The sequence below is a fragment of the Geoalkalibacter ferrihydriticus DSM 17813 genome, assembly GCF_000820505.1.
GTDB classification, from domain to species: Bacteria; Desulfobacterota; Desulfuromonadia; order Desulfuromonadales; family Geoalkalibacteraceae; genus Geoalkalibacter; species Geoalkalibacter ferrihydriticus.
The window spans coordinates 513,505-536,856 of sequence record NZ_JWJD01000002.1; the positions used below are offsets into that span (position 1 = coordinate 513,505).

A 23,352-nucleotide genomic window follows, 5' to 3' on the forward strand; every position below is an offset into this window, starting at 1 on the left:
AAGGTAAATCTACATGATTCAATTCATTTTCCATACAGCCTTGTACGAACGCGGCGAATCCTACCTCGCCGCCGAGGCAGCTCTGCTCAAAAAGAAAAAACAGGCTGCGGACTTTCTTGCCCAGCTCCCCGACAGGCCGGATCCCCTGGAGGCCCGAATCGTCGCGATGTTGCGCCGACGCATCGCAGGAGATGAAGATTTTGTGCGCTGCCTTGCCTTTTTTGATCAAACCGAGGCGGAAACCGCTCCAACGGTGCAGGGTGAGCCAGTCCCTGAATGGGTGGCAGCCAAACTGCTTCAGGATTTTGGTCCGCGCGTCGCGCCGCTGCTCGGCATTTACCTGATCAAGCTCGAAGAAATCTGGCCGTTTTGGAAGACCGCGGGCAGTCTTCTTTACCTGGGCAAATTGGCGCCGCATCAGGCTTCGCCATATCTATTGGAATTCTTTGTAGGAGGAATCAGCGCGCAGTTTCGCTCCCTGGCCCGCGAGGGTTTGCTGGCCAGGGCCGATGCCGAGCTCATCGCCCGCGTGGATGAGCACTTGGCATTGATTGAAAATAAATCGGCGGCGCTGCGGCAATTGGCGCAAGACCTGCGCGCCCGCCCTAGCTGACCACTGCTGCTTGAATCAAACGCGCAACGAGGTTGCCAATGGCCCTTCGGCCCATGCTCGACGACATCGAATTGCAGCAGGTGCAGATCATCGCCGGCGACCAAGGACAGGCCCTGGCACAACACCGGGTGCCGGGACTTGAAGGTGATTTTTTTCAGCGAATGGGGCGCCGCGCGAGCAGTTTTCAGTTGTGTGCGGTCCTGAGCGGCGCCCAGGCACAGGAAAATCTCGAGACCCTGAACGATAAATTCCGCGCCGCCGCGCCGGTGTCCTTTGTCGCCGACATCACCGACGCCGTGCAGGTCGATGAGGTGCTGATCGATGCGCTGCATGTCCGGGACCTCGCCGGCAAGCCCCAGCGTTACGAAGTCCTTTTGCGACTACGCGAGTATCTGGAAACCCAGCCACCCACCACGGCGGAGGAAACCTTTACCGACCCGGCGGCTGCGCAAGCCACTCAGGACGAAGCGCAAGCCGCAGGCGAGGAACGCGCAGAGCAGGTTGTCACGCAGATTGCCGCCGGGCAGGGCGATCTGCGCGTCGAGGTGAGGCTGGAAGGGGGTGGCGATTTCTCCCAACTGGCGGTGCTGGTCGAGGGCACCAGCGATTCGGGTGAAGAGGTGCACTTCACCATTGAGGAACAGAACGAGGGTGTGTACGTCCGGCAGAATGTTCCCGCCGGTAATTACAGGGTGCAGGCATTCAGGAGATAGACCTTGAGCAATGGCGCTTCCACATCGCTGCAGGTTTTGACGGGACAGACCGCACTGGCCAGCCTCAGTGTCGGTGACCCGCGCTTCTGCCTGATCCCCGACAGGATCACCTATCCCAGCGCCTCTTCCTTCATCCGCCCCGACGCGCCATTCAAGATCGCCCTGAAAAACACCGCCGACCGCATCCAGAACGCCCCGCCCGGCGAGCAGCTGCTGGTGGTGGGACATACCGACGACATCGGTTCGCCCAGCGGCAACGATCCGCTCTCCGAACGACGCGCCCAGTGCGCCCTCGCCGTGCTGCAAGGCAATCCGGCGATGTGGGAGACGATCTTCACCACCGAGCGCGGCAGCGCCTCGGGCCCTTGGGGTAACGACAATTTTCGCGAAATGCTCACCGAGGTCAACGGCACGGCCCCCAGCCAGAGCGACATCGACCAGCACCGCGCCGCCAATGCCGCCGGCGCCGCCCTGCGGGCCACCCTGTTCGCCGCCTATTTCACCAAGCTGCTCGGGCGCACACCGTCCACCCTGACCGTCACTCCCTTGCCCCCCGGCTTTCTCGGCTGCGGCCAAAACCACATTCTGGGCGCCGGGCATCACGAGCCGAGTCGCCGGGTCGAATTTTTCTTTTTCCGCGGCACCGCAACGAGCCTCGATTGCAGCCTCTATCCGACCTGGCTCACCCCCTGCGTGCTGATCCCGACGGGCCCGATCACCGTCACCATCGCCCCCATCGACAGGGTGCGGGTCGGGGCCACCGAATCGGTGCTGGTCACGGTGAGCCAGTCGCCCTTGCCCCTGGGTGCGACGCTAACCCTTGAGATCAGCATTACAGCCGGTGCCGGCGCTGCCGAGTTCGTTACCGGCGGCGGCACCCGCTTGGAGATCAACCGCACAACGTCCGTGCGCCTGCGCGGAGTTCGCGAAAGCGACCGCATCGACAACCTGCGCATGACCGCGGTCATCACCGGTCAGCCCGCCGTTCTCGCCCAGGAAGACTTCACTGTCGTGCGGGCCTTCAGCTTCTTTCTCAAATTTGAGATTTGGAACCTTGGCACCGGAAATTTTGACCCTTTGGCCGGACAAAGGGTGCGGATGATGGATGCCAATGTCCTCTTCAGCGACACTCTCATGGCCGAGGGCACCTGTGACGCCCAGGGCCGGGTGCTGTTTACCTTCGACGATTTGACGGCCGCCGCCGACGGAGAAATGGAACCCGACATCTATTTGGCGGCACAACTCAGCGGCACCATCGCCGGACACAGCGACTTGCCTGATGAGTGGTCGACCAGGGGTTGGAAAGCCATCGACGGCACCCCCGGCTATCACCCGGACTTCACTGGCATCGGTCTGGGCACACCTGCCGCACCCCTGGTCTTTCGCGTCGGGGTGGATTTTCATGTACGCCTGCAATACCCGGTCGCGGGCGGCGCGCGCAGCGGCAGCACCGATCCCGCGGCACCGGGCATTCCCGTTGATTTTTGGGCCGGAGGCCGTCCGGGGAGGCGGCGCGGGCAGTTCCGCACCGACGAAAACGGCGAGGTGCACGGCGTTATCTTCGACATTTCCGGCGGCGACGAGGTCCACTTTCACACCAAATTCGAGATGGAGGACGCCGCCATCAACCTGCCGCGCGCCCGCGTACACATGAGCCAAAGCGGCTGGCGCACCTTCTGGAGCGACGCTGATCGTCTGAGCTTTCCCAGCGATGAAACCTCCATCGGCACCCAGAGCAGTCCGCAATTGCTCACCGCAACGGAGAACGAGCGCAATGTTGCGCTGTATTTCCTCAAAGTCCTGCGGGAATGGTCGGTCTTTCTCTTTCAGATGACCGGCGGCGACTGGACCGGGATCAACAATCTGGTCATGTTCCGCCGCTCTCTTTCCGGAGTGGCTTACTCCTGGCCGGTGGGTGAAGTCAATTTCCCCCCGAGTTCGCACTGGAGCCGCGACACCATCGCCCACGAACTGAGTCACCAGATCATGTGGAAGGAGGTCAACTTCTCCAGCCTGGGCATCGCGTATGAGGGCATATTCGGCAGCCTCGCCCTGTATCACCGTTCCAATCTGCTCGACAATCCCGAGCATGCCCTTATTGAAGGTTGGGCGGAATTTATTGAAAACATATTGGATTCAGGCCGCACGCCGCCCTATCACGTACTGACCGTGGTGGACAGCTTCTCCGGCGGCACCAGCCTGCCCCTGGGACCGCCCCCCAATAACCGCGGCGAAAGCGTGGAGGGCGCCGTCGCCAATGGGCTCTGGGCGATTTTCCAGAATCATGTCGCGGTCGTCCCCAGAGCCAACATCCCCGAGACAGTCAATGGCGACGTCCTGGCAACGAGTGCCGGGCCTTGGCTGACCAGCAGCGCGGCGCGCGATCGTTTCCTGACCATGATCTGGCAACCGTTCAAGGATCTCGCCGCCCACAGCAGTCCGACTTCTACCCATCTGTTTGAGCATATCCGCTCGCGCAATTCCGGCAACTGGCATGAGTTGCAACCAGAACTGCAAAAATTCAACATGGCCATGGCGGCCCCCAGCGTAATCAGCGCTTTTCCGCACTGGGGCCCTTTGTCCGGAGGCGCGGCCATCGGCTTGACTCTCACCGTCGGCGGAGACAACTTCATCGCTCGCGTCAGCGGCACTGCGGGATCTTCGTCCATTGCTCTGGAAACCCAGGTGAGCTTCGGCGGAGCGACCGCCACGCCGGTGACGGTCAGCGCCTCAAACAGCTTGACTGTCGCCCCTCCTCCCCAGGCACCCGCCGGCACCGTCGATGTCGTCGTGACAACGCCGGCAGGTTCGGCCACTCTTCATGCCGGCTTCACCTATATCGATGAGCCCCTACTGTTGAACAACGTGATCCCGGGCCGGGTGTCCACCCAGGGCGGCGACCTCATCAGCCTCACCGGCACCGGTTTTCTGCCGGGCGCCATCGTCTCCATCGATGGCAATGCCCTACCCGTCACGGCGGTGCAGATCACCTCGCCCGGCGACATCATCGCCGAGCTTCCGGCGCGCGGTCCCGGGCTTGCGACGGTTACGGTGCAGAATCCCGACGCCACCTTCTCCATCTGGCCCGGCACACTGGAATTCATCACACCGCCGCAGATTTTTTCGATTTTCCCCCCTTCGGGCCCGGCCACCGGCGGCACGCTGGTGGATGTTTTCGGCTCCGGATTCGACCCGGCAAGCAGCGTGGTTCTCGACACCATGACATTGGCCAACGTCGTACAGTTGACCAGCGGCCATTTGCAGTTCACCACCCCGGCCGGAGCTGCGGGTACCTGCGTGACCGGCGAGGTGATCAATCCGGATGGTTTTTCGGACACCTTTGAATTTTGCTTTGACTAGGGAGAAAACGCTATGGCCTTGCTCAACCCGGCCTACAAACTAACTCTAGGCAACCGCATCGTCGACACCACCGACGAGCCGCGGGCGAGCATCCTCACCGAGTTGCGCGTGGAACTCGACATGGATGTGCCCGCTGATCGCTTCCTGTTGGTCATGGGTCAGGTGGGCAGCTGGCGACCGCAACAGGAGGATGAGACGCGCATCGAACTGGGCTACGCCGACGACGGAGATCTAGCGCAGGTTATGACCGGCAGCGTCACGGCGGTGCAGGCCGATCTGCAAACCCGCCGGGTCATCGGGCACGGCGGCGCCGTTCACCTGCTGCGCAGCTTCGCCGACACCACCTACCAGGCGAAAAAGGCGGGCGAAATCGTGCGCAATCTGGCGAACCAGGCCGGGGTGGACGTCGCGCGCGCCGAGGACGGCAGCCACTTTCCCGCCTATGTCGTCGACGGACGCCGCAGCTTCTGGCACCACTTGCGCGACCTGGCCGAGTTGTGCGGCATGGACCTTTACGTCGACGCGGCGGGCGAGCTGGTGTTCGAGCGCTTTGTCGGCGGGCGCACCGTGCATGTTTTCGACTATGGCCGCGACATCCTAGCGCTGGAATCCTACTTCACCGCGCCGCGCGCCGCGCGCGTGGAGGCCTGGGGCGAAAGCCCGACGGGCGCCGAGGGCGAAGAGGCCTGGAGCTGGCTGACCAAGGACTTCAGCGGCTCGCGCGGCCAGGCGGGCACAGGTGAGCCGACCCTGTTGTTGGAGCGCTCCGCCCTGCGCACCGCTCAAGCCGCGCAGAGCTTCGTGGACGCTCTGCACATCCATATGCAACGACGCCGCCTCAGCGGCAGGCTGCAGGTGCTGGGCAACCCGGCGGTCAAGCTCGGTGATGCGCTACGCGTACAGCAGTCGCCGGAAGACGAACTTAACGGCACTTTCCAGGTACGCTCGGTGACCCACCGCATCACCAAAAGTGAAGGGTTCGTCACGACGATTGGTTTTCGGGGTATTTGAGAAGATTCAACTCCAAGACACAAAGGAGGCACCAAGAAAAATCTAAATCTTTTTGACAGGATGAAAAGGATTGACGGGACAAATACAAATTCTAGAGCCCAAAATTGATCTTCAAAATCCTTTTAATCCTCTCGTCTTTACAGGTTGTCTTGGTGCCCTTGGTGTGATCTTGGTGCCTTAGTGTTAAAGCTTGGAGGTTAAGATATGTCATCCATCGTCGCCACCATTCAGGAAATCATCCGCCACGAACTCAAGAGCGTGCGCATCGCCGAACTCGGCGTGGTGACGGCAGTCTATCCGCACAGCGCCGACGGCGACCACGACAACTACGGCTGCGACGTGCGCCTGAAAAACAGCCGCCTGGAACTCAAGCGCGTACCCGTCGCCACCGGCCACATCGGCACCGTGGCGATCCCCAACATCGATGATCTGGTGTTGCTCGCCTTCGACAAGGGCGACGTCAACCAGCCCATCATCATCGGCCGGCTGTACAACGACGCGGACCGACCGCCGTTGAACAATCCCGACGAGGTGATCTTCCGTCTGCCCCTGCATGCTTCGGACAACGAGGCAGTCAAGGCGCAGATCCGCAATCATCAGAACCAGACGCCGCCGCGGGAAATCCTCGTCGAGATGGCACCGAAAATTACGCTACGCATCAACGACGGCACAGTGACCGCCACCGCCGGGCAGACGGAAATGAAACTCCATCAGCCCGACGGCAGCGGCGGCACGGTGACGGTCGTGGCGGGCAACACCAAGATCGTCATGAACCAGGATGGCGACGTGGAGGTTGAGGCCTTGGGCGCCATGACCCTCAAGGCCCAGCGTGACCTGACTCTGGAAGGGATGAACGTCAAGATCAAAGGCCAGATGAACGTCGATCTGGAAGCCGGCGCCCAGGCCGGCGTCAAAGCCAACATGGGCGCTACGGTCAACGGCGGTTTGTCGTCCACGGTGCAGGGAGCGACAGTGAGCGTCAAGGGCATCACGTCCTTTTCGCCTTGAAAAAAAAGCGGCTGGCAGGATGAACAGGATTTTCAATCTGTCCATGAGAGAGAATCTTTATCCTGTCGATCCTGTAAATCCTGTCGATTTACGGGGTTTTACTGATTCCGGTCATCACGACCGCTGGAGGTCATCTTGAAAAAATCCGATGAAGGTCGTTTTCTCCGCCGTGGCGGGCAACAAATCGAGGTGGATCGCTCCGACGACAGTTTTACCGTCAGTCTGCGCAAGCCCAAGGATGCCGGCCACCTACGCGCCAGCGCCGAGGTGGAGCAGGTCGAGATGTTGACCGGCAAGATCGCCAAGGTGACTCTGACCGCCGACCAAAGCGTGACGCAGTGCCGTGACCGACTCATGGAAAAGCTGCGCCAAAGTGAGAGACTGGTGGTTCATCACGAATACGTCGATCACGCCAATCCCGACATCAACTACCAGATCACGCCGGAGATTTTCCTCAAATTCAAGGACAACGTCCCCCGCGAGCACATGGCCGAAATTCTCGACCAGATCGGCGTGGTTATCAAGAAGGAATATCCCGCGCTGGGGGCCGTCTATCTCGTCGAAGTCACCGACGCCGCCGGCGCCAATCCGATCAAGGTCGCCAACCGACTGGCGGCCAGGCCGGAGGTGGAATACGCCGAACCCTCACTGGTCAACCGCTTCGTCCACAGCAGCCTGCCGGTAGACGAGCAGTTCGTCTCCCAGTGGCATCTCTACAGCAAAACGCAGAACGCGCCGGATATCGAACCTCTGGCCGACGTCAGCGTTTACGAGGCCTGGCAGGTCAGCAAAGGCCGGCGCGAGATCGTGGTGGCTGTACTCGACGACGGCTTTGAGCTCTCCCATCCCGACTTTCAGGGTCCGGGAAAGGTGGTCGAGGCGGTGGACTTTGCCGGCGGCGACGACCAGCCCCTGCCCGAAGCGGGCGACTATCACGGCACGCCCTGCGCCGGAGTGGCGATTGCCGAGGAGAACGGCGTGGGCTGCGTCGGCGCCGCGCCGGGCTGCGCTTTCATGCCGGTGCGCTTTCCCCTGGGCGCAAACGATCCCTGGCTGATCGAAATCTTCACTTACGTCTCGCAACGGGCGCATGTGGCTTCATGCAGTTGGGGCATGATTCCCGGTAATTATCCTTTGAGTCTGGCGGTGCGCGACACCTTCACCAACCTTGCCCGTACCGGCGGCAAGGACGGCCGCGGCCTGATCATCGTGTTTGCCGCCGGCAACTACGATGCGCCCCTCGATGCCAGCGTTGATTATCCCATCCGTTGGCTGGGGCGCGACCTGCAAGGCAACTGGCGCACCTTCACCGCCACCGGACGCATCGTCAACGGCTTTCCCGCCCATCCCGACACCCTGGCGGTGAGCGCCATCAATTCCCTCAACCGCAAATCCCTCTACAGCAACTGGGGACGGCAGATTTCAGTGGCGGCGTCGAGCAACAATTTCGATCCCACCACCCTGAACAAACTGCCCGGGCGCGGCATCACCACCACCGACAATCTCTACTACGGCTCGAGCTTCACACCCGGTAAACGCTACACCAACAGCTTCGGCGGAACCAGCAGCGCCACGCCTCTGGTGGCCGGCGTCTGCGCCCTGGTCAAGTCGGTCAATCCCGAGTTGAGCGCCCTACAGGTTAAGGCGATTATCGAAACAAGCGCCGACAAGGTGGAAGATCCGTCCACAGACCCCCTGTATAACCACGCCAAAGGCACCTACCAGGACAATCATTCGGAATGGTTCGGCTATGGCAAGATCAATGCCCTGCGCGCGGTGCAGGAGGCGGCCGCCCGTCTGGTCCCGCGACGCGTCATCGAAAAAGAGAACGCCATCGCCTTGGCCATCCCCGATTTTTCGGCGACGGGCGTGACCAGCGCCATCCCGGTTTCCGAAGGGGGGCCGGTGACCGAGATCAGCGTCGAGATCGACATCAGCCACACCTGGATCGGCGATCTGGAAGTCAGCCTTCAGTCGCCGACGGGTACCCGGGTCCTGCTGCATAACCGCAGCGGCGGTAGCACCAAAAATCTTAGACGCAGCTACACCTCGGTGGATACCCCCGCCCTTGGCGCCTTTCTCGGCGAGGCGGCGGCCGGCGACTGGCTGCTGCAGATCGCCGACCGCGCCCGCGCGGACGTGGGCACCTTCAACCGCTGGAGTCTCAAACTGGTACTCGGCGAACCGCAGAAGATCCAGGTCAGCTCCAACCAGAGCCTGACCATCCCCGATAATGACCCGGCCGGCATCGCCAGCCCTCTCGCGGTCGGCAGCGAGCGACGGCTCAAGGACATCGCCGTGACAGTCGACATCACCCACACCTGGACCGGCGATCTGCGGGTGAGTCTGGTCGCGCCCTCCGGCCAGGAGGTGGTGTTGCACGACCGCAGCGGCGGCAGCGCCGACAACATCCTCACCACCTACACCCCCTTGCAGGTCCCGGCCCTAGGCGGCTTGACGCAGACGGGAGCGTCTGTCGGCGGCGTCTGGACTCTCAAGGTCGTGGACCTGGCGCGGCGCGATGTGGGCAAACTCAATGGGTGGGGAATGGAGTTGGGTGTTTTGTAACGGCACGGAAATTCAACACCAAGACACCAGGAGCAAGCAAAACATCTGACAGGATCAACAGGACTTACATGAGTTTTTAAAAAGCTTTCCATCCCGTTAACCCTGTCGCCTTGAAGATTTGTCTTGTGCCTTGGTGTTGAAAACAGATTTTCGCTTTAAGGAGCCGCACATGCCCGGACCACCCGTCTCCATAGGCTGCACGGTCATGCTGACCCCCGGTGCCGCCGGTCCGCCGGATACCGGAACCATCATCGCCGTGTTTCCGCCCTTTATCACCGCAGGCGGTATGCCCCTGGCGACCAGCGGATCCTTGTGCATGATGGTCAACTCCCTGAGCGGCGTGCCCTACCCCTTGACCATCGGCATGCCGGCCAGCAGTGGGGTGACGGTGGGCGGCCGCTCCCTGGTGCGCATGCTCGATCGCATTCCGACGCCGCCGGGGATCATGACCATTCTCGGCCCACCGGCGGCGCCGTATGTGACGGACAATTGGCCGCCGTAAAAGAGAAAAATGGATAAACACCAAGACATCGGGAAAAATTAAAAACATCTGACAGGATTAACAGGATTTTTTTAACGAGTTTTTTAAACGCTTTTTATCCCGTCAATCTTGTAAATCCTGTCGCTTTTGAAGGTTTGTTGGTGCCCTGGTGTTAAAAAGCTCTTCAATCGATAGAGGTATTCCATGTCTGATGATTTTACCCGCTTAGGTACCGACCTGCGGCTGCTCGGCGATCTGGAACAGCAGAATTCGCGCATGCGGGGCAGCGACCTGTTCATCCGCACCCGAACCGAAACCGGGAAGGTGGATCTGGCGACGCTGACGCAGGTGGAAAATCTGCAACAGGCGCTGCTGTTGCGCTTTCTCACTCCGGTGGGTGAACTGGCGCAACTCGGGCATCCCGATTACGGCTGCCGCCTGTACGAGTTGATCGGCGAGCCCAATACCGAAACCAACCGCAACCGCGCCAAACTCTACACCCTGCTCGCCCTGCAGGCCGAACCGCGGGTCAGGGAAGTCCTCGCGGTCAGCGTCACCACGCGGCGCAGTCAACCCACTCAGGTGGACATTCGGGCCAGGGTCAAGGTGATCGACAGTGACACCGAGCTGAATCTGGTCTTTCCCTTCTTTTTCGAAGGAGCTACGCCATGAACGGCGATACCCGCAATTTGATCGAACGCCCTTATCAGGAGATCGTCGACGACATTCTCACCGCTGTGGTCGGCGGGGTGGTCAACGAACCCATCATCTTCGATGTCAAGGAAGATCTTTATCCCCTGGCCGAGCCGGCGCGGGAAATCCGCGGCATCACCGGCACCCGTGGACGCGCGCCTCACAACTTCCAAAAGGAGATCGACTTTCTCTTCAGTGAGGGCGACAACGCCGTGGTCTGGCAGCCGGGCGGCACGCGACCCGACGACGAAACGACCTTCTATGTCGACTATTTCCGCCGCGAGAGCGACTCGCCCCTCACCGACATCAACGTCGGCAGCGTCACCCGCACCCTCTCCGAGGCCATCGGCCGCGAGATCGCGACCGTATACCAGCAGATCAATCAGGCCTATCTCGCCGGCTTCATCGACACCGCCGAGGGCACCTCTCTTGATCTGGTGGTTGCGATTCTCGGCGTGGTGCGTCAGACCAAGGACTATGCCGTGGGATTGGCGACCTTCTTCCGCGATCCGGAGGTGGAAGGCAACATCACCATCCCCGAAGCCGTGGTTCTGACCACGGAAAAGGGCGAAGCGAGTTTCGTCACCACCCAACAGCGCACCCTGCAGCGGGGCCAGGTGCGCATCGACGTGCCGATTCGCGCCGGCGAAGACTTCAAGGGCGAAGCGGGCAAGGTCGAGGCGGGCAAGATCACCACCCTGGCCGCGCCCATCGCCGGCATCGCCCGGGTAACCAATTTCGAAGCGACCTTTCTCGGCGCCAAGGATGAAACGGATGAGGAACTGCGCACCCGCGCCCGCGCCGTGCTGCGCGCCCTGGGCAAGGGCACCCTCGCGGCTCTGGCACGGGTGATCTTCGAAGGGCGCGGCGAGTTGGTGGAATACTGGGATCCTTCCGGACCGCCCGCCAAGCAGGCGCCCCTCGGCACCGTCACGCTGCTGGTGGAGGCCGAGCCCGAGCGCTTCCCCAGCTTGCAGGCGGCGGTGCACGAAACCCGTGCCGCCGGGGTTCTGGCGACCCTGGTAGCGCGTTATGTGTTTTTCAAACCGCGCGCGCGAGTGAAAATCTCCGCCGGGCTGACCGCCGCCGGCAAAGACAAGGTCAAGGCCGAAATCATTGCGGCGGTGCAGGCCTACGTTGACGGCTTGACCGCCGGCGACTCGGCAGAAGGCAGCGAATTGGCGGCGGCTTTCACAACGCCCAAGGAGATCACAGACGCAACCATCGTCGACGTCATGGCCTGGCGCAGCGATCTGGGCACCCCCGCTGGAGAATCCCTTGCGGATGCATTGACCGCCGCGGTGAGCGGTTTGCCGACCGGCGATGTGATGGCAATGCGCGAAGCCATCGACCAGATTCTCGCGGGCAGCGCGCCCACGCCCCCCGGCGGTCGCCGCATTGCCGATCGCTCGCTGGTCCGGGGACCGACGGGCGAGCGCGCCACAGATGAAGAAATCGAAGCGGGCACGTTTTCCGTAATCGCGCAAGTCGAGGGCGAGGACTGGTGGGTGGTGCTCGATCTGGAGCCTGCCGACATTGCGCTGGAGGAGGGCTGAGATGCCGACGAAAACCGAGCGTATCCTCAGCTATCTGCCGCAAACCTTTCGCGCTTTGCCGCGCCCCAGCGTGCTCTACAGCCTGGTGGACGCTTTCGGCAGCGAACTGCTCAAGGGCGAAAACAGCCTGGCGGCGGTGATGCTCGCCCACTGGGTCGATCATGCCGATCGCGGCGCCGAACTCATCGACGATCTGGCCCGCATCGGTGCGCTCTACGGTCTTGCGCCGCGACCCGACGAGAGCGTCGAGGAGTTTCGCGAACATCTCAAGCGCTACATCCGCACCTTCATTGAAGGCACGGTCACAGTGCAGGGTGCGCTGCGCATCACGGCGGAGGCCCTGGCTTTGCACATCGTCGATGACTACGCGCATATGGACTGCTGGTGGCACCGCGACACGGATGCCCTGGTGACACGCGAGTCCCAGGGCGCGGATGCGGCTCGGCTGGTGCTCGGCATCACCGAAACCCTTGTCGAAGGCAGCGACGCTACGGCGGCAGAATTCACGGGGAATCTCGATCTCTCTGCTGGGGTCGATCTGCGCCAAGCCGACAATCTGCATCTGGTGGTCGACGGCGCAGCGCCCGTGACCATCGCACTGACTACGGGCGCCGTGGATGCGTCTGCCGTGAGCCTTGACGAAATAAGCAGCGCCATCAACAACGCCTTAGGCCAGACCGTCGCCGGGCACGACGGCCGCCGCGTGCGCCTGGTTTCGCCCACCCAGGGTCCGGCCAGCCGCCTGGATATTCTCGATGGTCCCCATGACGCCGCTTCGACCCTGCTCGCGCTGCCGCCGCGCCATTATACAGGGCACGACGCCGCCCCGGCGCAACTCAGGGCGCAGAAAGAGCATGGGGGCGGGATCGATCTCAGCCAGGAACGCTTTTTGCGCCTCTTCATCGACGGCGCGCATCTCACCGAAATCGACTGCGCCGGGGCCATCCCCGCCGACACCAGTCTCGACGAAGTATGCGACGCCATCAACAATGCCCTGGGTTTTACCCTGGCCGACCATGATGGTGCGCGCCTGAGCCTGACTTCGCCCACGGTCGGCCTGGGCAGCCGCATTGAATTCTTCAAAGCCGCCGCACAGGACGCCGTTGAACGCCTGTTCGGCAGCGTTGCACCCTTGATTCTGGGCAGCGACGCGGCCCCTGCGCGACTGGTCGGCGCGGTCGATCTGTCTCCGGGTATCGACCTCGGCACTGCCGCGAACCTGGCCCTGCGTGTCAACGGCGGCGCGGCCTTGACCATCAACTGTGCCGGAGTCGACCCGGCACGCACCCTGCTGCCCGAAATCGTCGCCGCCATCAACACGGCTCTGGGTCTGGAGTTGGCGAGCCACAACGGGCGTCGCCTCATCCTCAGCTCACCAGCCGGCGGCGCCTCGGCGAGCATCGAGCTTGCCTTCGCCGACGAAGGCGACGCGAGCGAATTGCTCCTCGGTCTGAAACCCCGCTTTTATCAGGGCAGCGCGGCGCGCCAGGCGCAGGTCATCGGCCAGCCGGACCTTTCCGGCGGCGCAGATCTGGCCGCCCTGCACCAACTGCACCTTGCCGTGGACGGCGCACCACCCATTATGATCAACCTGCGCGCCGCTGCCGCCGATCGTCGGCAGGTGAGCCTCGGCGAAATGATCACGGCCATCAATGACACCCTGGCTTCACCAGTTGCCGGCCATGATGGTCGGCATCTGCTGCTCACCTCACCCACCAGCGGCGCCTCCAGCCGATTGGCGGTACAGGCCCTGGAAATGCATCAGGTGCGCCGCTTCCTTACCCGGACCCCGATCCTCGACGAGGCGGCCCCGGCAGTGTTCGGCGTCATCGCCGCTGAGGCACGCGGCACTCCTGCCACCGGCGCCCGCTTGACCGGCAGCGTCGATCTGAGCCGCGGCGCCGATCTGCGCGACGGCCGGTTCCTGCGCTTGGCCCTCGATGATGGAGCGCCCATGGAGATCGATTGTGCCGGACCGCGGCCCCGTGCCGCGACCCTGGTCGAGATCACCAAGGCCATTAACGGAACCTTGGGAGCGGAGATCGCCGCCCATGATGGCAGATACCTGTCCCTCGCCTCTGCGAGCAGCGGCGCCGGCAGCCGGGTGCGGATTCTGCCGAGCCAGGGCCTGGATGCCCGCGAGCTGCTGCTGGGACTTCCCGAAGGCACCGTCCGGGGCAAAGCGGCAACCGGCGTCACCTTCACCGGCACCGTCGATCTGAGCGAAGGCGTCGATCTGCCGGCGCATGCCGCCGTGAAAATCGGCATCGACGGCGAGACTCCCGTCGATATTGCCCTGACCGGGGAAGACCCGGTTCATAAAAACCTCAATCAGCTCATGCTGACCATCAATCTGGCTCTGGGACAGAACATCGCGCGCCACGATGGACGTTACCTCAACCTGTACTCACCTTCCATCGGCACCCTAAGTCGTGTGGAGTTCGCAGCGCCCTCCGGTAGCGATGCCGGCTTGCAAATCTTCGGCATCGCCCCGCCGCGCAGCTACCAGGGAGAAGACGCACGGCCTGCACAGCTTTTGGGGATCAAGGATCTTACGGGGGGAGTCGACCTAGGGGTGCGGCGCTTCCTGCGCCTGGGCATCGACGACCAACCGCCGCACGACCTGGATTGCGCGTCAGGTACCGCCGATCCTGCCGCTGCGACCCTCGACGAAATCATCGCCGCCATCAACATCCAGGCAGGCGCGGAGGTTGCGACACATGACGGCTCCCGCCTGATGCTCAGCTCGCCGACCAGTGGCGCTGCCGGTCGCCTGGGTCTCGCCGCGGCCGAGGCAGGTGATGCCGCCTTGAAATTGCTCGGGCCGGGAATCAGTGACGCCCGCGGCAGCGTCCCCGCACCGGCCGTTCTCGCAGGCGAGGTCGATCTGCTCGCGGGGGTCGATCTGAGTCGCCGCAGTCTGCTACGCCTCGCGGTTGACGGCGGGCGGGCCGCTGATGTGGAAGTCGCCGGGGCCGCACCTGGGCGCACCTTCGGCGATGAAATCGTCGCCGCCATCAACCGGGTGTTTCCCGGTCTAGCCGCCCTGACCGACGACGACCGCCTGCAACTCACCTCGCCCCTTAGCGGTGAAGACAGCCGCCTGAGTCTGATACCCTTGCGGCACCTCGAGGTCATCGAATATCCTCCGGCGCCGCGCGAAGTTTCAGCGGTTATGCGCTACGGCGAAGCACTTGATCTCAACAACGATGGCGCCGCAGACGTCTATGCCGAAGCCGAGTTTCGCACCGAGCAGGGTGTCGTCGGGCCGAGTGTGGCCGATGTCGCCGCAGGTTGGCGCATCGCTTTGCTCATCGCTCTGAATCCCGGTGAACGCGCGCGCGTATGGCGCGATGCCGCAAACGAAATACGCGCCGAGCGCATCGCCGTTGATGGCGCCTGCCACCCCATGGCCGCGGACAAAATTCATCTTGAGGGAGAGCATTCCGGCATATTGCGCCTTGCCCGCGGACGCAACCGCTGGTTGTTCGTCAATTGCCTGGGCCACCGTTTCAATTCTGCCCATTTCGACAGCGGCCGCTTCACCGGCGGTCTGTGCCGCACGCGCGGTATTTTCAATCTGAGCCGCTTCTTCCGCCTCGCCGACGGGCCCCTGGCACCGGTCTTTGCCTGGCCGCCGGGAGCAGACCCCGAACCCCCGACGCATATCAGCCTGCACTGGGTCGAGCATCAACCGGGCGCTTTTACCGTCAACCTGCCCGCCGACCTGCCGCCGCGCTTCGGCGGACGTTTCAATGAAGCGCGCTTTGCGCTGCCCGACGCGTCACCGGAATTCTATCCTTTCAGCGTTACCGAACCGGATAGCGATCCCGATTATCTGCCCACGCGCCTCAACACCTCCTCCAAGTTGGTCAAGGCGCAGATCGTTCCCAACGTACCCTTGGGCTGGCAGCCGGTCGCCATGCCTTTTCGCAAGGCGCGCTCCCTGTCTCTCGGCAGCAACGGCCAAGCGGCGCGCATTTATCTGACGGAAGAGGGTTTTCAGGGCTTTCTGGAAATCGAAGCCAAAATTCCCGGTGCGGCCGGCAACCGCATTCGCATCGCGGCACGCAAATCCGGCGCCGCACTGTTCGATGTCAGCCTCGAATTTGAAGGCGGACGCTTCGAAAATGCCCGCGGCATCGTGCTGGGCGCACCTCTGCCGGCTCTAACGAGCGACCTTCTCAAACCTTCAACGATCGGTCTGTTGCAGGCCAAGGCTGCGGGTATCGAGGTCAAGATCACGCGCGACCGAACTTGAAGTGAAACCGTCCCTTAATACTCACAAAGGAGAACAGATCATGAGCAACGATTGCACACCCTATGTACCTTCGACCCCCGGCGACCTGATCACGGCGGAAAACTGGAACGACATGCAGTGCAAGGTCCAGGAAGACATCGCGGCCAAAACCGCCGCCGCCAAGGAAGAGATTATCGAGGAGGGCGTATCACGGGCCGACAATGCCGAAAAATTCGACGGCAAAAGCGCCACGGAATGGACCGATCTTCTCGACAAGCGTTATGCCGCAGAAGTACACGACCATGAAGGCGTCGCCGGCTACCGACGCTTCATCAAGCGTTTCACGCCGGAACTCGACAAGGTTCTGCTGCATCACAAACTCGGCCGTTTCCCTCTGGTCGACATCTACCGACTCGAAACCGTCGCTGAAGTCAACGACAAACCCTGCAAGCTGCTGTTTTATTACGGCCACGCCGACGCCGAAAAATACAATCTGGCTCATCAGGTCTATCGCGAAAAAGTGCGTCTGGGCTTGCCCTTCGCCCAACTTCTCGATGAGGTCGGAACCGAATATGACGATGAAAACACCATTGAAGACGTTCTCAACGATTTCTGGGAATCTTTCATGCTGACCCCCAACGACGAAATCGACCATTGTCAGACCGACTGGGTGCGCGAATGCTGCGGTCAGCGCCGTACGGTGGCCGAGTTAAAGAAGGCCGATCAGTGGAACGATCTCTATGTGGCGATGCTGCCCGTTCGGGTTCTGGTAGGAGAGACGGTCTGCCGCGGCGCATCCTTCGACACCGCGCAGCCCACGGAACGACCGATCAACGAACTCAGACCTATCGACGCCATACGCGAAGTCGAAGGGGGATGCCGCGCGCTGCTCGCCCAGGTCAATTACAATACCATCTACCTGGAAGTGAAAGGCCTGACGGCAAACGTTTCGCCGGTGGACCTGATGATTCTCATGCGCAGTTGATGACCGAACATAATGACACCACAGGGGTGCGGCCTGCCGCGCCCCTACATTAAACCTGGATCCCTGAGATCCGGGTAAAACCAACCAACCAGGGCGCGGGCGATGACGCTATGAAATTGACGGAAACCTATTCAGGACAAAATGAGCGCTTCGAAGGGGATTTGACCTTGTGGCTGCGTACTCTGCCGGTCGGGGCGGTGGCGACCCGGGCCGTCGTGACCCTGGCACCGCCGCAATTCTCCTCGCAGCAGGAAACCATCACCTTCAGCAACGGCCAGGGGGAGTTGGGAGCGGTGAAGAGGCTTTCCGGCAATGACCTTGAGGTCGACTTTCGCGCGCGCCGCACCCTGGCGGCGGTGACCCCCCGGCCGGGCGCCACCGGCACCGCGACCCTGCAGGTCGACATGGGGGGCGCCTATGTCGGAGTCGCGCAGGACGGCACGTTTAATTCATCCGCATCTCCCTGGCAGGTCAATTTCGATCCTCCAAATCCACAACTCGACCTGCCGGGCCTGACCGTTACCCGCTTCAAACTGCACCAGGCCCCCCGCTCCTTCAACCTGGCCTCGGTGAGCATTCGCAGCGTGGCGAGCAACCTGCAGGTGAGCCTCGGCCAGATGGCCCCCTTCTGGGTGCATCTCGGCGAGTTGTCCAAGATGCAAACCTCCCCCGATTTCGCCGATGTGCTCAATTTTTTTCTGACCACGACCGAAGCGCAAAATGGCTTTTACCACATTCCGTTAGTGGTGCATTCAGATACCCTGGCGCGCCTCGACATCACCCTCAGCATCGATTACCTTTTGGAGCAGTCGATCCTGCCGCCGCACCTCTCCGAAGTGGATCTGCCCTATGACTTCTCGACCCTGCCGGGCAGCGAGGAGGGACTGCTCACCGTGCGTCTGCCGCGCGGCGCGGTTCCCGTGGAGGGGCGTACCAGCGCGGCCATTCGCGGCACTTTCGACCCGAGCCGTCTGGCCATGGGCGAAGCGGGGGCCATGCCTGCCCTCGGCGCGCTCACCCTTTCACCCCACTGCACCCTGGCCCAAGCCTTGACCCCGACCAGGGAAATCGAATTGACCGCCGTCGATCTGCCCCTGGCCAACACCCAACCGGGCTTGGCCGGCCTGCACCTGAGCCTGATGAGCGATGCCGACGGCAAGCCGACGGGGGAAATTCTCGCAAGTGCTGAGGTCAGCGTGGGCAAAGAGTTACCCGATGGCAGCGTCTGGGGCAGCGCCGATCTGGCGGAGGCGTTGCGTCTTCTGCCTGGAGAGCGTTACTGGCTGGTGGTGCAGAGCCGCGACGGCGAGGCTTTCTGGAGCGTGGACCAGGGTGATGCCCTCCATCCGCCCCTGCAATGCAGCCGCGATGGCGGCCTTTCCTGGCGCACGGCAAGCGGCACGGGTCTGGCGGCGCCGCTTGCCGCCGAATATCGCCTGCGCCATATGCCGCAGCGCTTCAGCCTGCCGGTTCAGTTGCAGATCGGTGAAGGCCCATCCGCAGTGCGCCGCCGCCTCGACGAGTACGCCGCGGCGGGTAAGATTGAGTTTTCCTTCGACTTCGCGCAGAAACTGCGCGAACATCTCGACCAGCCGGAGGTCTCCGGCCCCTCTCCCGACCAGCCCCCTTTGTGCAATCCCGATTTCGCCCTGCCTGGGCCCCAGGACGCGACCCGCCGCCTGTTCGGTTTCGACAGCTTCTGCTATTGGATGATCAACAGCAACGTGGACTTGTCACGCGGCCTCAATTTGAGCCATGAGCGCTACATCAGGCTCTCCATCGGGGATGGCCCGCCCGTGCGCATCGACTGCGCCGGAGCCGAACCACGGCGTACCCAGGCTGAAGAAATCGTGGGGGCGATCAACCGCACCCTGGGCGAAACGATCGCCACGCTCACCGTAGGCGCCAGCGGCGCGGGGCGGTTTCTGACCCTGCAATCCGCAAGCGGCGCCAACCTGTGCCTGCATCCCTGGTGCGGACAGGGACTACCCGAGTGCTGGCAGGGAACCGCCTCACACAGTCACCGGGTGCGCCTTAATGCCACGGATTTCAACGAATCACGCACCAGCCTGCTGCTTGCCGGTCCCAGCTTAATTGAGCAGGGCTTACGCACAACGCACCTGGGCGGCCTCATGAGCACAACGGGCCTGGGGGTCATTGAGCAGACCTGGCGTCCGGCCTGTTTCGCCGAGGGCGAAGTTTCAACCACCCAGGAAACGCAAGCCCGCCTCAGCCAAGAGTTCGCGGTGGCTCCCGGAGTCGAGTATCTGCTGCAATTGCGCTATGGTGTGCTGGAAGCCGCCCCTGCGACCGAGTGTTCGCCCTGCGCCCCCCAGGGATGTGCGCCCTGCTCCCCTGAAGGGGCGCAGGCGCCGCGCTGGGAAGTGGGGTGGTTTGACGCCGCCGGAAACTCCCTGGAGATCGCCGCCGCGCGTCTGGACGTCATGCGCAACGCAGCCCTGGTTTCTCCCGGCACGCTGCTGGAGGCACGACTGACTCCGCCACAGGATGCCGTACGCGGCGAATTGCGGCTGCTGCACGAGGCAGCCGACTCCTATGCGCTGCTGCTTGATGAGTTGTCTCTGCATCCCACTACCCACCTTACCCGTAATGGGGATTTCTCACGCTGGGAAACGCTCAACGGCGTGGAGATACCCGAGCAGTGGCACATCGAGAGCGGCTGGGTGGAGCAACATGCGCAAGGCGGGATGGTGTTACGCGGCGACGGCCCGGAAGAGGCGATTCTGAGCCAGGAGTTCGAAGTTACCGCAGGAACTGAATTTCGTCTGCGGATGCATGCCTTGAGCACTGCAGTGACGGAAGAAGCGCGACCGCTCGAGGAGCGTGCGCGGTTCGAACTGCTGTGGCGGGGGAGAGATCTCGCGACCCTTGAAGCCCTAACGCTACCCCTTGACGAGCGTGGGTTTGGCGGGCATGCCTGGCAAGGCAGCGCCCCCGCCGGAGCCGCGCAGGCGGAGTTACGCCTGGTGCAACCCCGGGGGCAGAGTGCTCTGCGCATTGCGGAGGTACGTCTGGAAAAAATCGACACCCTCGCCGTGCCTCTAACCTTCCTTGGCGAGTCGCCCGGACGGCTCAAAGTCAGCGACCTGAAGGTCACCTATGATCTGCCGGCAAACCCCCCAAGAGCCGTCACCCGCGGGGTCGTTCAAACCTCGCAGATCGCGCAAGCCTTTCTTGTCTCATCCCTTCCCCCCGGGGCAGGCATCGCGCTCGCCGCCCTGGCTGAGCAACCGGTCATTCACATTTCAGGGGTGGGACCGCGCTACATGGAACTTCTGGAGCGGCAACAGATTACCACCATCGGCGAACTGGCGAGACTGCACCCTGCCCGTCAGATCGAGGGGATTCCGCCGGGGCGATTGCTTGAAATCAAGGCTGCCGCGGAACTGGTCCTTGAAGGCGCCGGCCAATGTCTGTCTTTTCCCATGCTCGCCGAATATACCGTGGGCGAACTCATGGCCTTGTCCACCGAAGAGTTGGCGCGCCTCAGCGGCCAGCCCCTGGAGCGCGCCGCGCGTCTGCACAAAGGCTTGCGCACCCAGCATCTGCTCCTGGACAATCACGCGCTCCGCACCCTGACCCTGGGTCAACTGGCGGGCGACGCGACCAATAAGAAGGACCGCCCCGCGTGAGAAATGGCGGCGAAAAACGCCGTCATTTCTCGTTTTTTTCTTCTCCCTTACCGAACTTGCGCAGGGTTTCCGCCATCTTGAGCAAACGCTGATCGACCTTCTGGTTGATCGTATTTTCTGCCCAGCGGCCTTCCGCGTCGCGTTCACCGGCCGCCATGCCGGTAAGAATTTCAATGCCCTCATCCACCGAGGTCACCGACCAGATATGGAAGCGGCCCTGCTCCACCGCCTCGCGCACCATTTTGTTCAGCATGAGGTTCCTGCGGTTGGCCTCCGGAATGATCACGCCCTGCTCGCCGGTAAGCCCTTTAGCCTTGCACACCAGGTAAAAACCTTCGATTTTTTCGTTAACGCCGCCGATGGGCTGCACCTGGCCGCGCTGGTTGACCGACCCGGTCACGGCGATGCCTTGCTTAATGGGAACCTGCGCCAGGGATGAGAGCAGTGCATAAAGTTCCGCGCAGGAGGCGCTGTCGCCCTCGACGCCGGCATAGGATTGCTCGAAACAGATGGAGGCGGCCAGAGCCAGAGGCTTATCTTGAGCGAAGCGCTCACCGAAGAATCCCGAGAAGATCATCACGCCCTTATCGTGAATGGGGCCGCTGAGCTTGACCTCACGCTCGATGTTGACCATGCCGCCCTTGCCGAGGTAGGTACGCACCGTCAGACGCACCGGCTTGCCGAAGCTGTAATCGCCCAACTGATAAACGGTCAGGCCGTTAATCTGACCGACCACGGCACCTTCGGTATCGACCAGCAGAGTGCCGTCCTCGATGAATTCCTGAATTTTTTCTTCGACCTTGTTGCACCTATAGGTACGCGCCTCGATGGCCAACTCCACATGCTCGGCCGCCACCCGGTCACCACCGTCACGTTCAGCGTAAAACGCCGCCTCGCGAATGAGATTGGCGATTTCGAGAAAACAGGAGGAAAAGCGCGCCTGATCTTCAGTGAGGCGCGCCGAGTGCTCCACGGTTCGCGCCACCGCCGTCGGGTCGAAATGCAGCAGCGCTTCATCACGGCACTTGGCGCCGATGAAAAGAGCATATTGCTGGGCGTTCTCCCAGGTGTTCTTCATCATGCGATCGAAATCGGCCTTGACCTTGAAATACTTGCGAAAATCCGTGTCGTATTGAAACAGCAGGTAATAAAAAAGCGGCGTCCCGATCATGATGATCTTGCAATCGAGAGGAACCGGCCTGGGTTTGAGGCTGACCGTGGCAAGAAGACGAAACTGCTCGGTCATATCTTCGATTTTGACTTCCTTGTTGCGAATGCAGCGTTTGAGCGCCTCGTAGGAAAAGAGATTGATCAGCACCTCGCGACAGTCAAGAATCAGATAGCCGCCGTTGGCGCGATGCAGAGCTCCAGGCTTGATCATTTTGTAATCAGTGGTGGCGTTGCCCATCTGGATAACGTGTTCGATGCGGCCGAAGAGATTGAAATAGGTCGGGTTGGCCTCATAGACCACCGGCGCACCTTCCAACCCATGATTATCGACGAACAGGTTGACCAGATAGCGATCGAAGGAAGCTTCCTGCTGTGGCATTTTAATCCCCGGCAAGGCGATCTGCGGTCCTTTGTTCGGCCGCAGCTCTTCGATACGATTGAGAATGTCTTTTTTGCAATTGGTGAAGTGCTCAAGGATGCGCTCATCCTCGGCATATTTCTGTTCGAGATCGACAAAAAGATGCTTCATGGCATAGCTGACCACCTCCTTCTCCATCGCCGCGGTCGCTTCGCGGGCATCTTCTTCAATGCGGCGCACATCGCGCAGCACATCGTTGAGGTGGTCTTGAAGCTTGCTGCCGCGCTCGTCCAGGTCGGTTTTTTCCTCATCGGAGAGGTTCTCGTACTCCTCCTGGGAGAGAGGATGGCCGTCGCGCACCGGCACCAGGACCAATCCACTCACCGTGCGCTGTAGAGTAAAGCCTTTTTCTTCGGCCTCGTGCTCAAGCTGCTGGAAAAGCGCCTTGTGCTTTTCCTGATGTTCGGCGGCGATTTTACTTTTCTGCTCTTCATACTCCTTACTCTCAAAAACCCTGGGAAGTTCTTCGGCGAGGCGCTCGACCAGTCGATCGACATCCTTTTTGAATTCGCTGCCCTGACCGGCAGGCAGGCGAATAAAATCGGGCCGGGTGCCATCGTTAAAGTCATGGACATAGCACCAGTCGTCGGGAATCTCACGCTCTTTGGCGCGCGCATTGAGGATTTTTTTGATGGTCGAGGAACGCCCCGTCCCCGGTTCGCCGAGAATGAACACATTGAAGCCACTGTCCTTGATGCCCAGACCGAAATCGATGGCCGTCATGGCCCGTTCCTGGCCAATGGTTCCCTCCAGGGGGGGCAGATCGCGGGTGGTTTCAAATTCAAACTGATTGGGGTCACAGCGCCAGGTCAATGAATCGGTTTCGAGTCGCAGATGATCAAGAGCCATATGCAGAGTCCATTTCTTTCCTTGTGGTTGGGGC

Annotated in this window: 13 protein-coding genes; 12 read left to right on the top strand and 1 reads right to left on the bottom strand. The window is 61.8% G+C overall.

Translation table 11 applies throughout. From position 1 onward, the window contains the following. Positions 1-13 precede the first annotated feature (13 nt). The 12 genes from GFER_RS08530 to GFER_RS08585 all read left to right on the top strand — a co-directional run bounded on the left by GFER_RS08530 (position 14) and on the right by GFER_RS08585 (position 20,881). Positions 14-613 carry a hypothetical protein gene (locus tag GFER_RS08530; RefSeq protein WP_040098349.1) on the top strand — a complete coding sequence of 200 codons (600 nt, stop codon included), beginning with the start codon at positions 14-16 and terminating at the stop codon, positions 611-613. 38 nt (positions 614-651) lie between these two features. Further along, positions 652-1,326, top strand: coding sequence for a DNA circularization N-terminal domain-containing protein (locus GFER_RS17655; protein ID WP_052446217.1), 675 nt, complete (start codon positions 652-654; stop codon positions 1,324-1,326). Between the two features lie 3 nt (positions 1,327-1,329). After that, positions 1,330-4,686, top strand: a complete 3,357-nt coding sequence (locus tag GFER_RS08540) for an IPT/TIG domain-containing protein (RefSeq protein ID WP_040098352.1) — start codon at positions 1,330-1,332, stop codon at positions 4,684-4,686. A 12-nt stretch (positions 4,687-4,698) separates the two neighbouring features. After that, on the top strand, positions 4,699-5,697 hold the full coding sequence (locus GFER_RS08545; RefSeq protein ID WP_052446218.1) for a hypothetical protein: 999 nt from the start codon (positions 4,699-4,701) through the stop codon (positions 5,695-5,697). Between the two features lie 204 nt (positions 5,698-5,901). After that, positions 5,902-6,705 (top strand): phage baseplate assembly protein V, encoded by an 804-nt coding sequence (locus GFER_RS08550; RefSeq protein ID WP_040098354.1) that lies wholly within the window; start codon positions 5,902-5,904, stop codon positions 6,703-6,705. Positions 6,706-6,840: 135 nt separating this feature from the next. Further along, positions 6,841-9,273 carry a proprotein convertase P-domain-containing protein gene (locus GFER_RS08555; RefSeq protein WP_052446219.1) on the top strand — a complete coding sequence of 811 codons (2,433 nt, stop codon included), beginning with the start codon at positions 6,841-6,843 and terminating at the stop codon, positions 9,271-9,273. Positions 9,274-9,442: 169 nt separating this feature from the next. Continuing rightward, positions 9,443-9,775 carry a hypothetical protein gene (locus GFER_RS08560; RefSeq protein WP_040098356.1) on the top strand — a complete coding sequence of 111 codons (333 nt, stop codon included), beginning with the start codon at positions 9,443-9,445 and terminating at the stop codon, positions 9,773-9,775. A 183-nt stretch (positions 9,776-9,958) separates the two neighbouring features. Continuing rightward, entirely contained in the window at positions 9,959-10,426 is a 468-nt protein-coding gene (locus GFER_RS08565; RefSeq protein WP_040098359.1) for a GPW/gp25 family protein, read from the top strand. Further along, a complete protein-coding gene (locus GFER_RS08570; protein WP_040098361.1) occupies positions 10,423-12,003 on the top strand; it encodes a baseplate J/gp47 family protein in 1,581 nt (526 codons plus the stop codon). Before GFER_RS08565 ends, GFER_RS08570 begins: the two co-directional genes overlap by 4 nt. A gap of 1 nt (position 12,004) precedes the next feature. Beyond that, on the top strand, positions 12,005-16,264 hold the full coding sequence (locus tag GFER_RS08575; protein ID WP_040098363.1) for a hypothetical protein: 4,260 nt from the start codon (positions 12,005-12,007) through the stop codon (positions 16,262-16,264). A 40-nt stretch (positions 16,265-16,304) separates the two neighbouring features. Continuing rightward, complete coding sequence (locus tag GFER_RS08580; protein WP_040098364.1) at positions 16,305-17,228, top strand: hypothetical protein; 924 nt, start codon at positions 16,305-16,307, stop codon at positions 17,226-17,228. Positions 17,229-17,338: 110 nt separating this feature from the next. After that, complete coding sequence (locus GFER_RS08585; RefSeq protein ID WP_040098365.1) at positions 17,339-20,881, top strand: hypothetical protein; 3,543 nt, start codon at positions 17,339-17,341, stop codon at positions 20,879-20,881. Positions 20,882-20,903: 22 nt separating this feature from the next. On the opposite strand, the gene GFER_RS08590 is transcribed toward GFER_RS08585, so the two are convergent. After that, positions 20,904-23,318, bottom strand: coding sequence for a Lon protease family protein (locus tag GFER_RS08590; protein WP_040098367.1), 2,415 nt, complete (start codon positions 23,316-23,318; stop codon positions 20,904-20,906). Positions 23,319-23,352 lie beyond the last annotated feature (34 nt).

Coding starts and splice junctions, on each gene's coding strand:
- GFER_RS08530 (WP_040098349.1), top strand. CDS start 14: ATGATTCAATTCATTTTCCATACAGCCTTGTACGAACGCGGCGAATCC.
- GFER_RS17655 (WP_052446217.1), top strand. CDS start 652: ATGGCCCTTCGGCCCATGCTCGACGACATCGAATTGCAGCAGGTGCAG.
- GFER_RS08545 (WP_052446218.1), top strand. CDS start 4,699: ATGGCCTTGCTCAACCCGGCCTACAAACTAACTCTAGGCAACCGCATC.
- GFER_RS08550 (WP_040098354.1), top strand. CDS start 5,902: ATGTCATCCATCGTCGCCACCATTCAGGAAATCATCCGCCACGAACTC.
- GFER_RS08560 (WP_040098356.1), top strand. CDS start 9,443: ATGCCCGGACCACCCGTCTCCATAGGCTGCACGGTCATGCTGACCCCC.
- GFER_RS08565 (WP_040098359.1), top strand. CDS start 9,959: ATGTCTGATGATTTTACCCGCTTAGGTACCGACCTGCGGCTGCTCGGC.
- GFER_RS08570 (WP_040098361.1), top strand. CDS start 10,423: ATGAACGGCGATACCCGCAATTTGATCGAACGCCCTTATCAGGAGATC.
- GFER_RS08575 (WP_040098363.1), top strand. CDS start 12,005: ATGCCGACGAAAACCGAGCGTATCCTCAGCTATCTGCCGCAAACCTTT.
- GFER_RS08580 (WP_040098364.1), top strand. CDS start 16,305: ATGAGCAACGATTGCACACCCTATGTACCTTCGACCCCCGGCGACCTG.
- GFER_RS08585 (WP_040098365.1), top strand. CDS start 17,339: ATGAAATTGACGGAAACCTATTCAGGACAAAATGAGCGCTTCGAAGGG.
- GFER_RS08590 (WP_040098367.1), bottom strand. CDS start 23,318: ATGGCTCTTGATCATCTGCGACTCGAAACCGATTCATTGACCTGGCGC.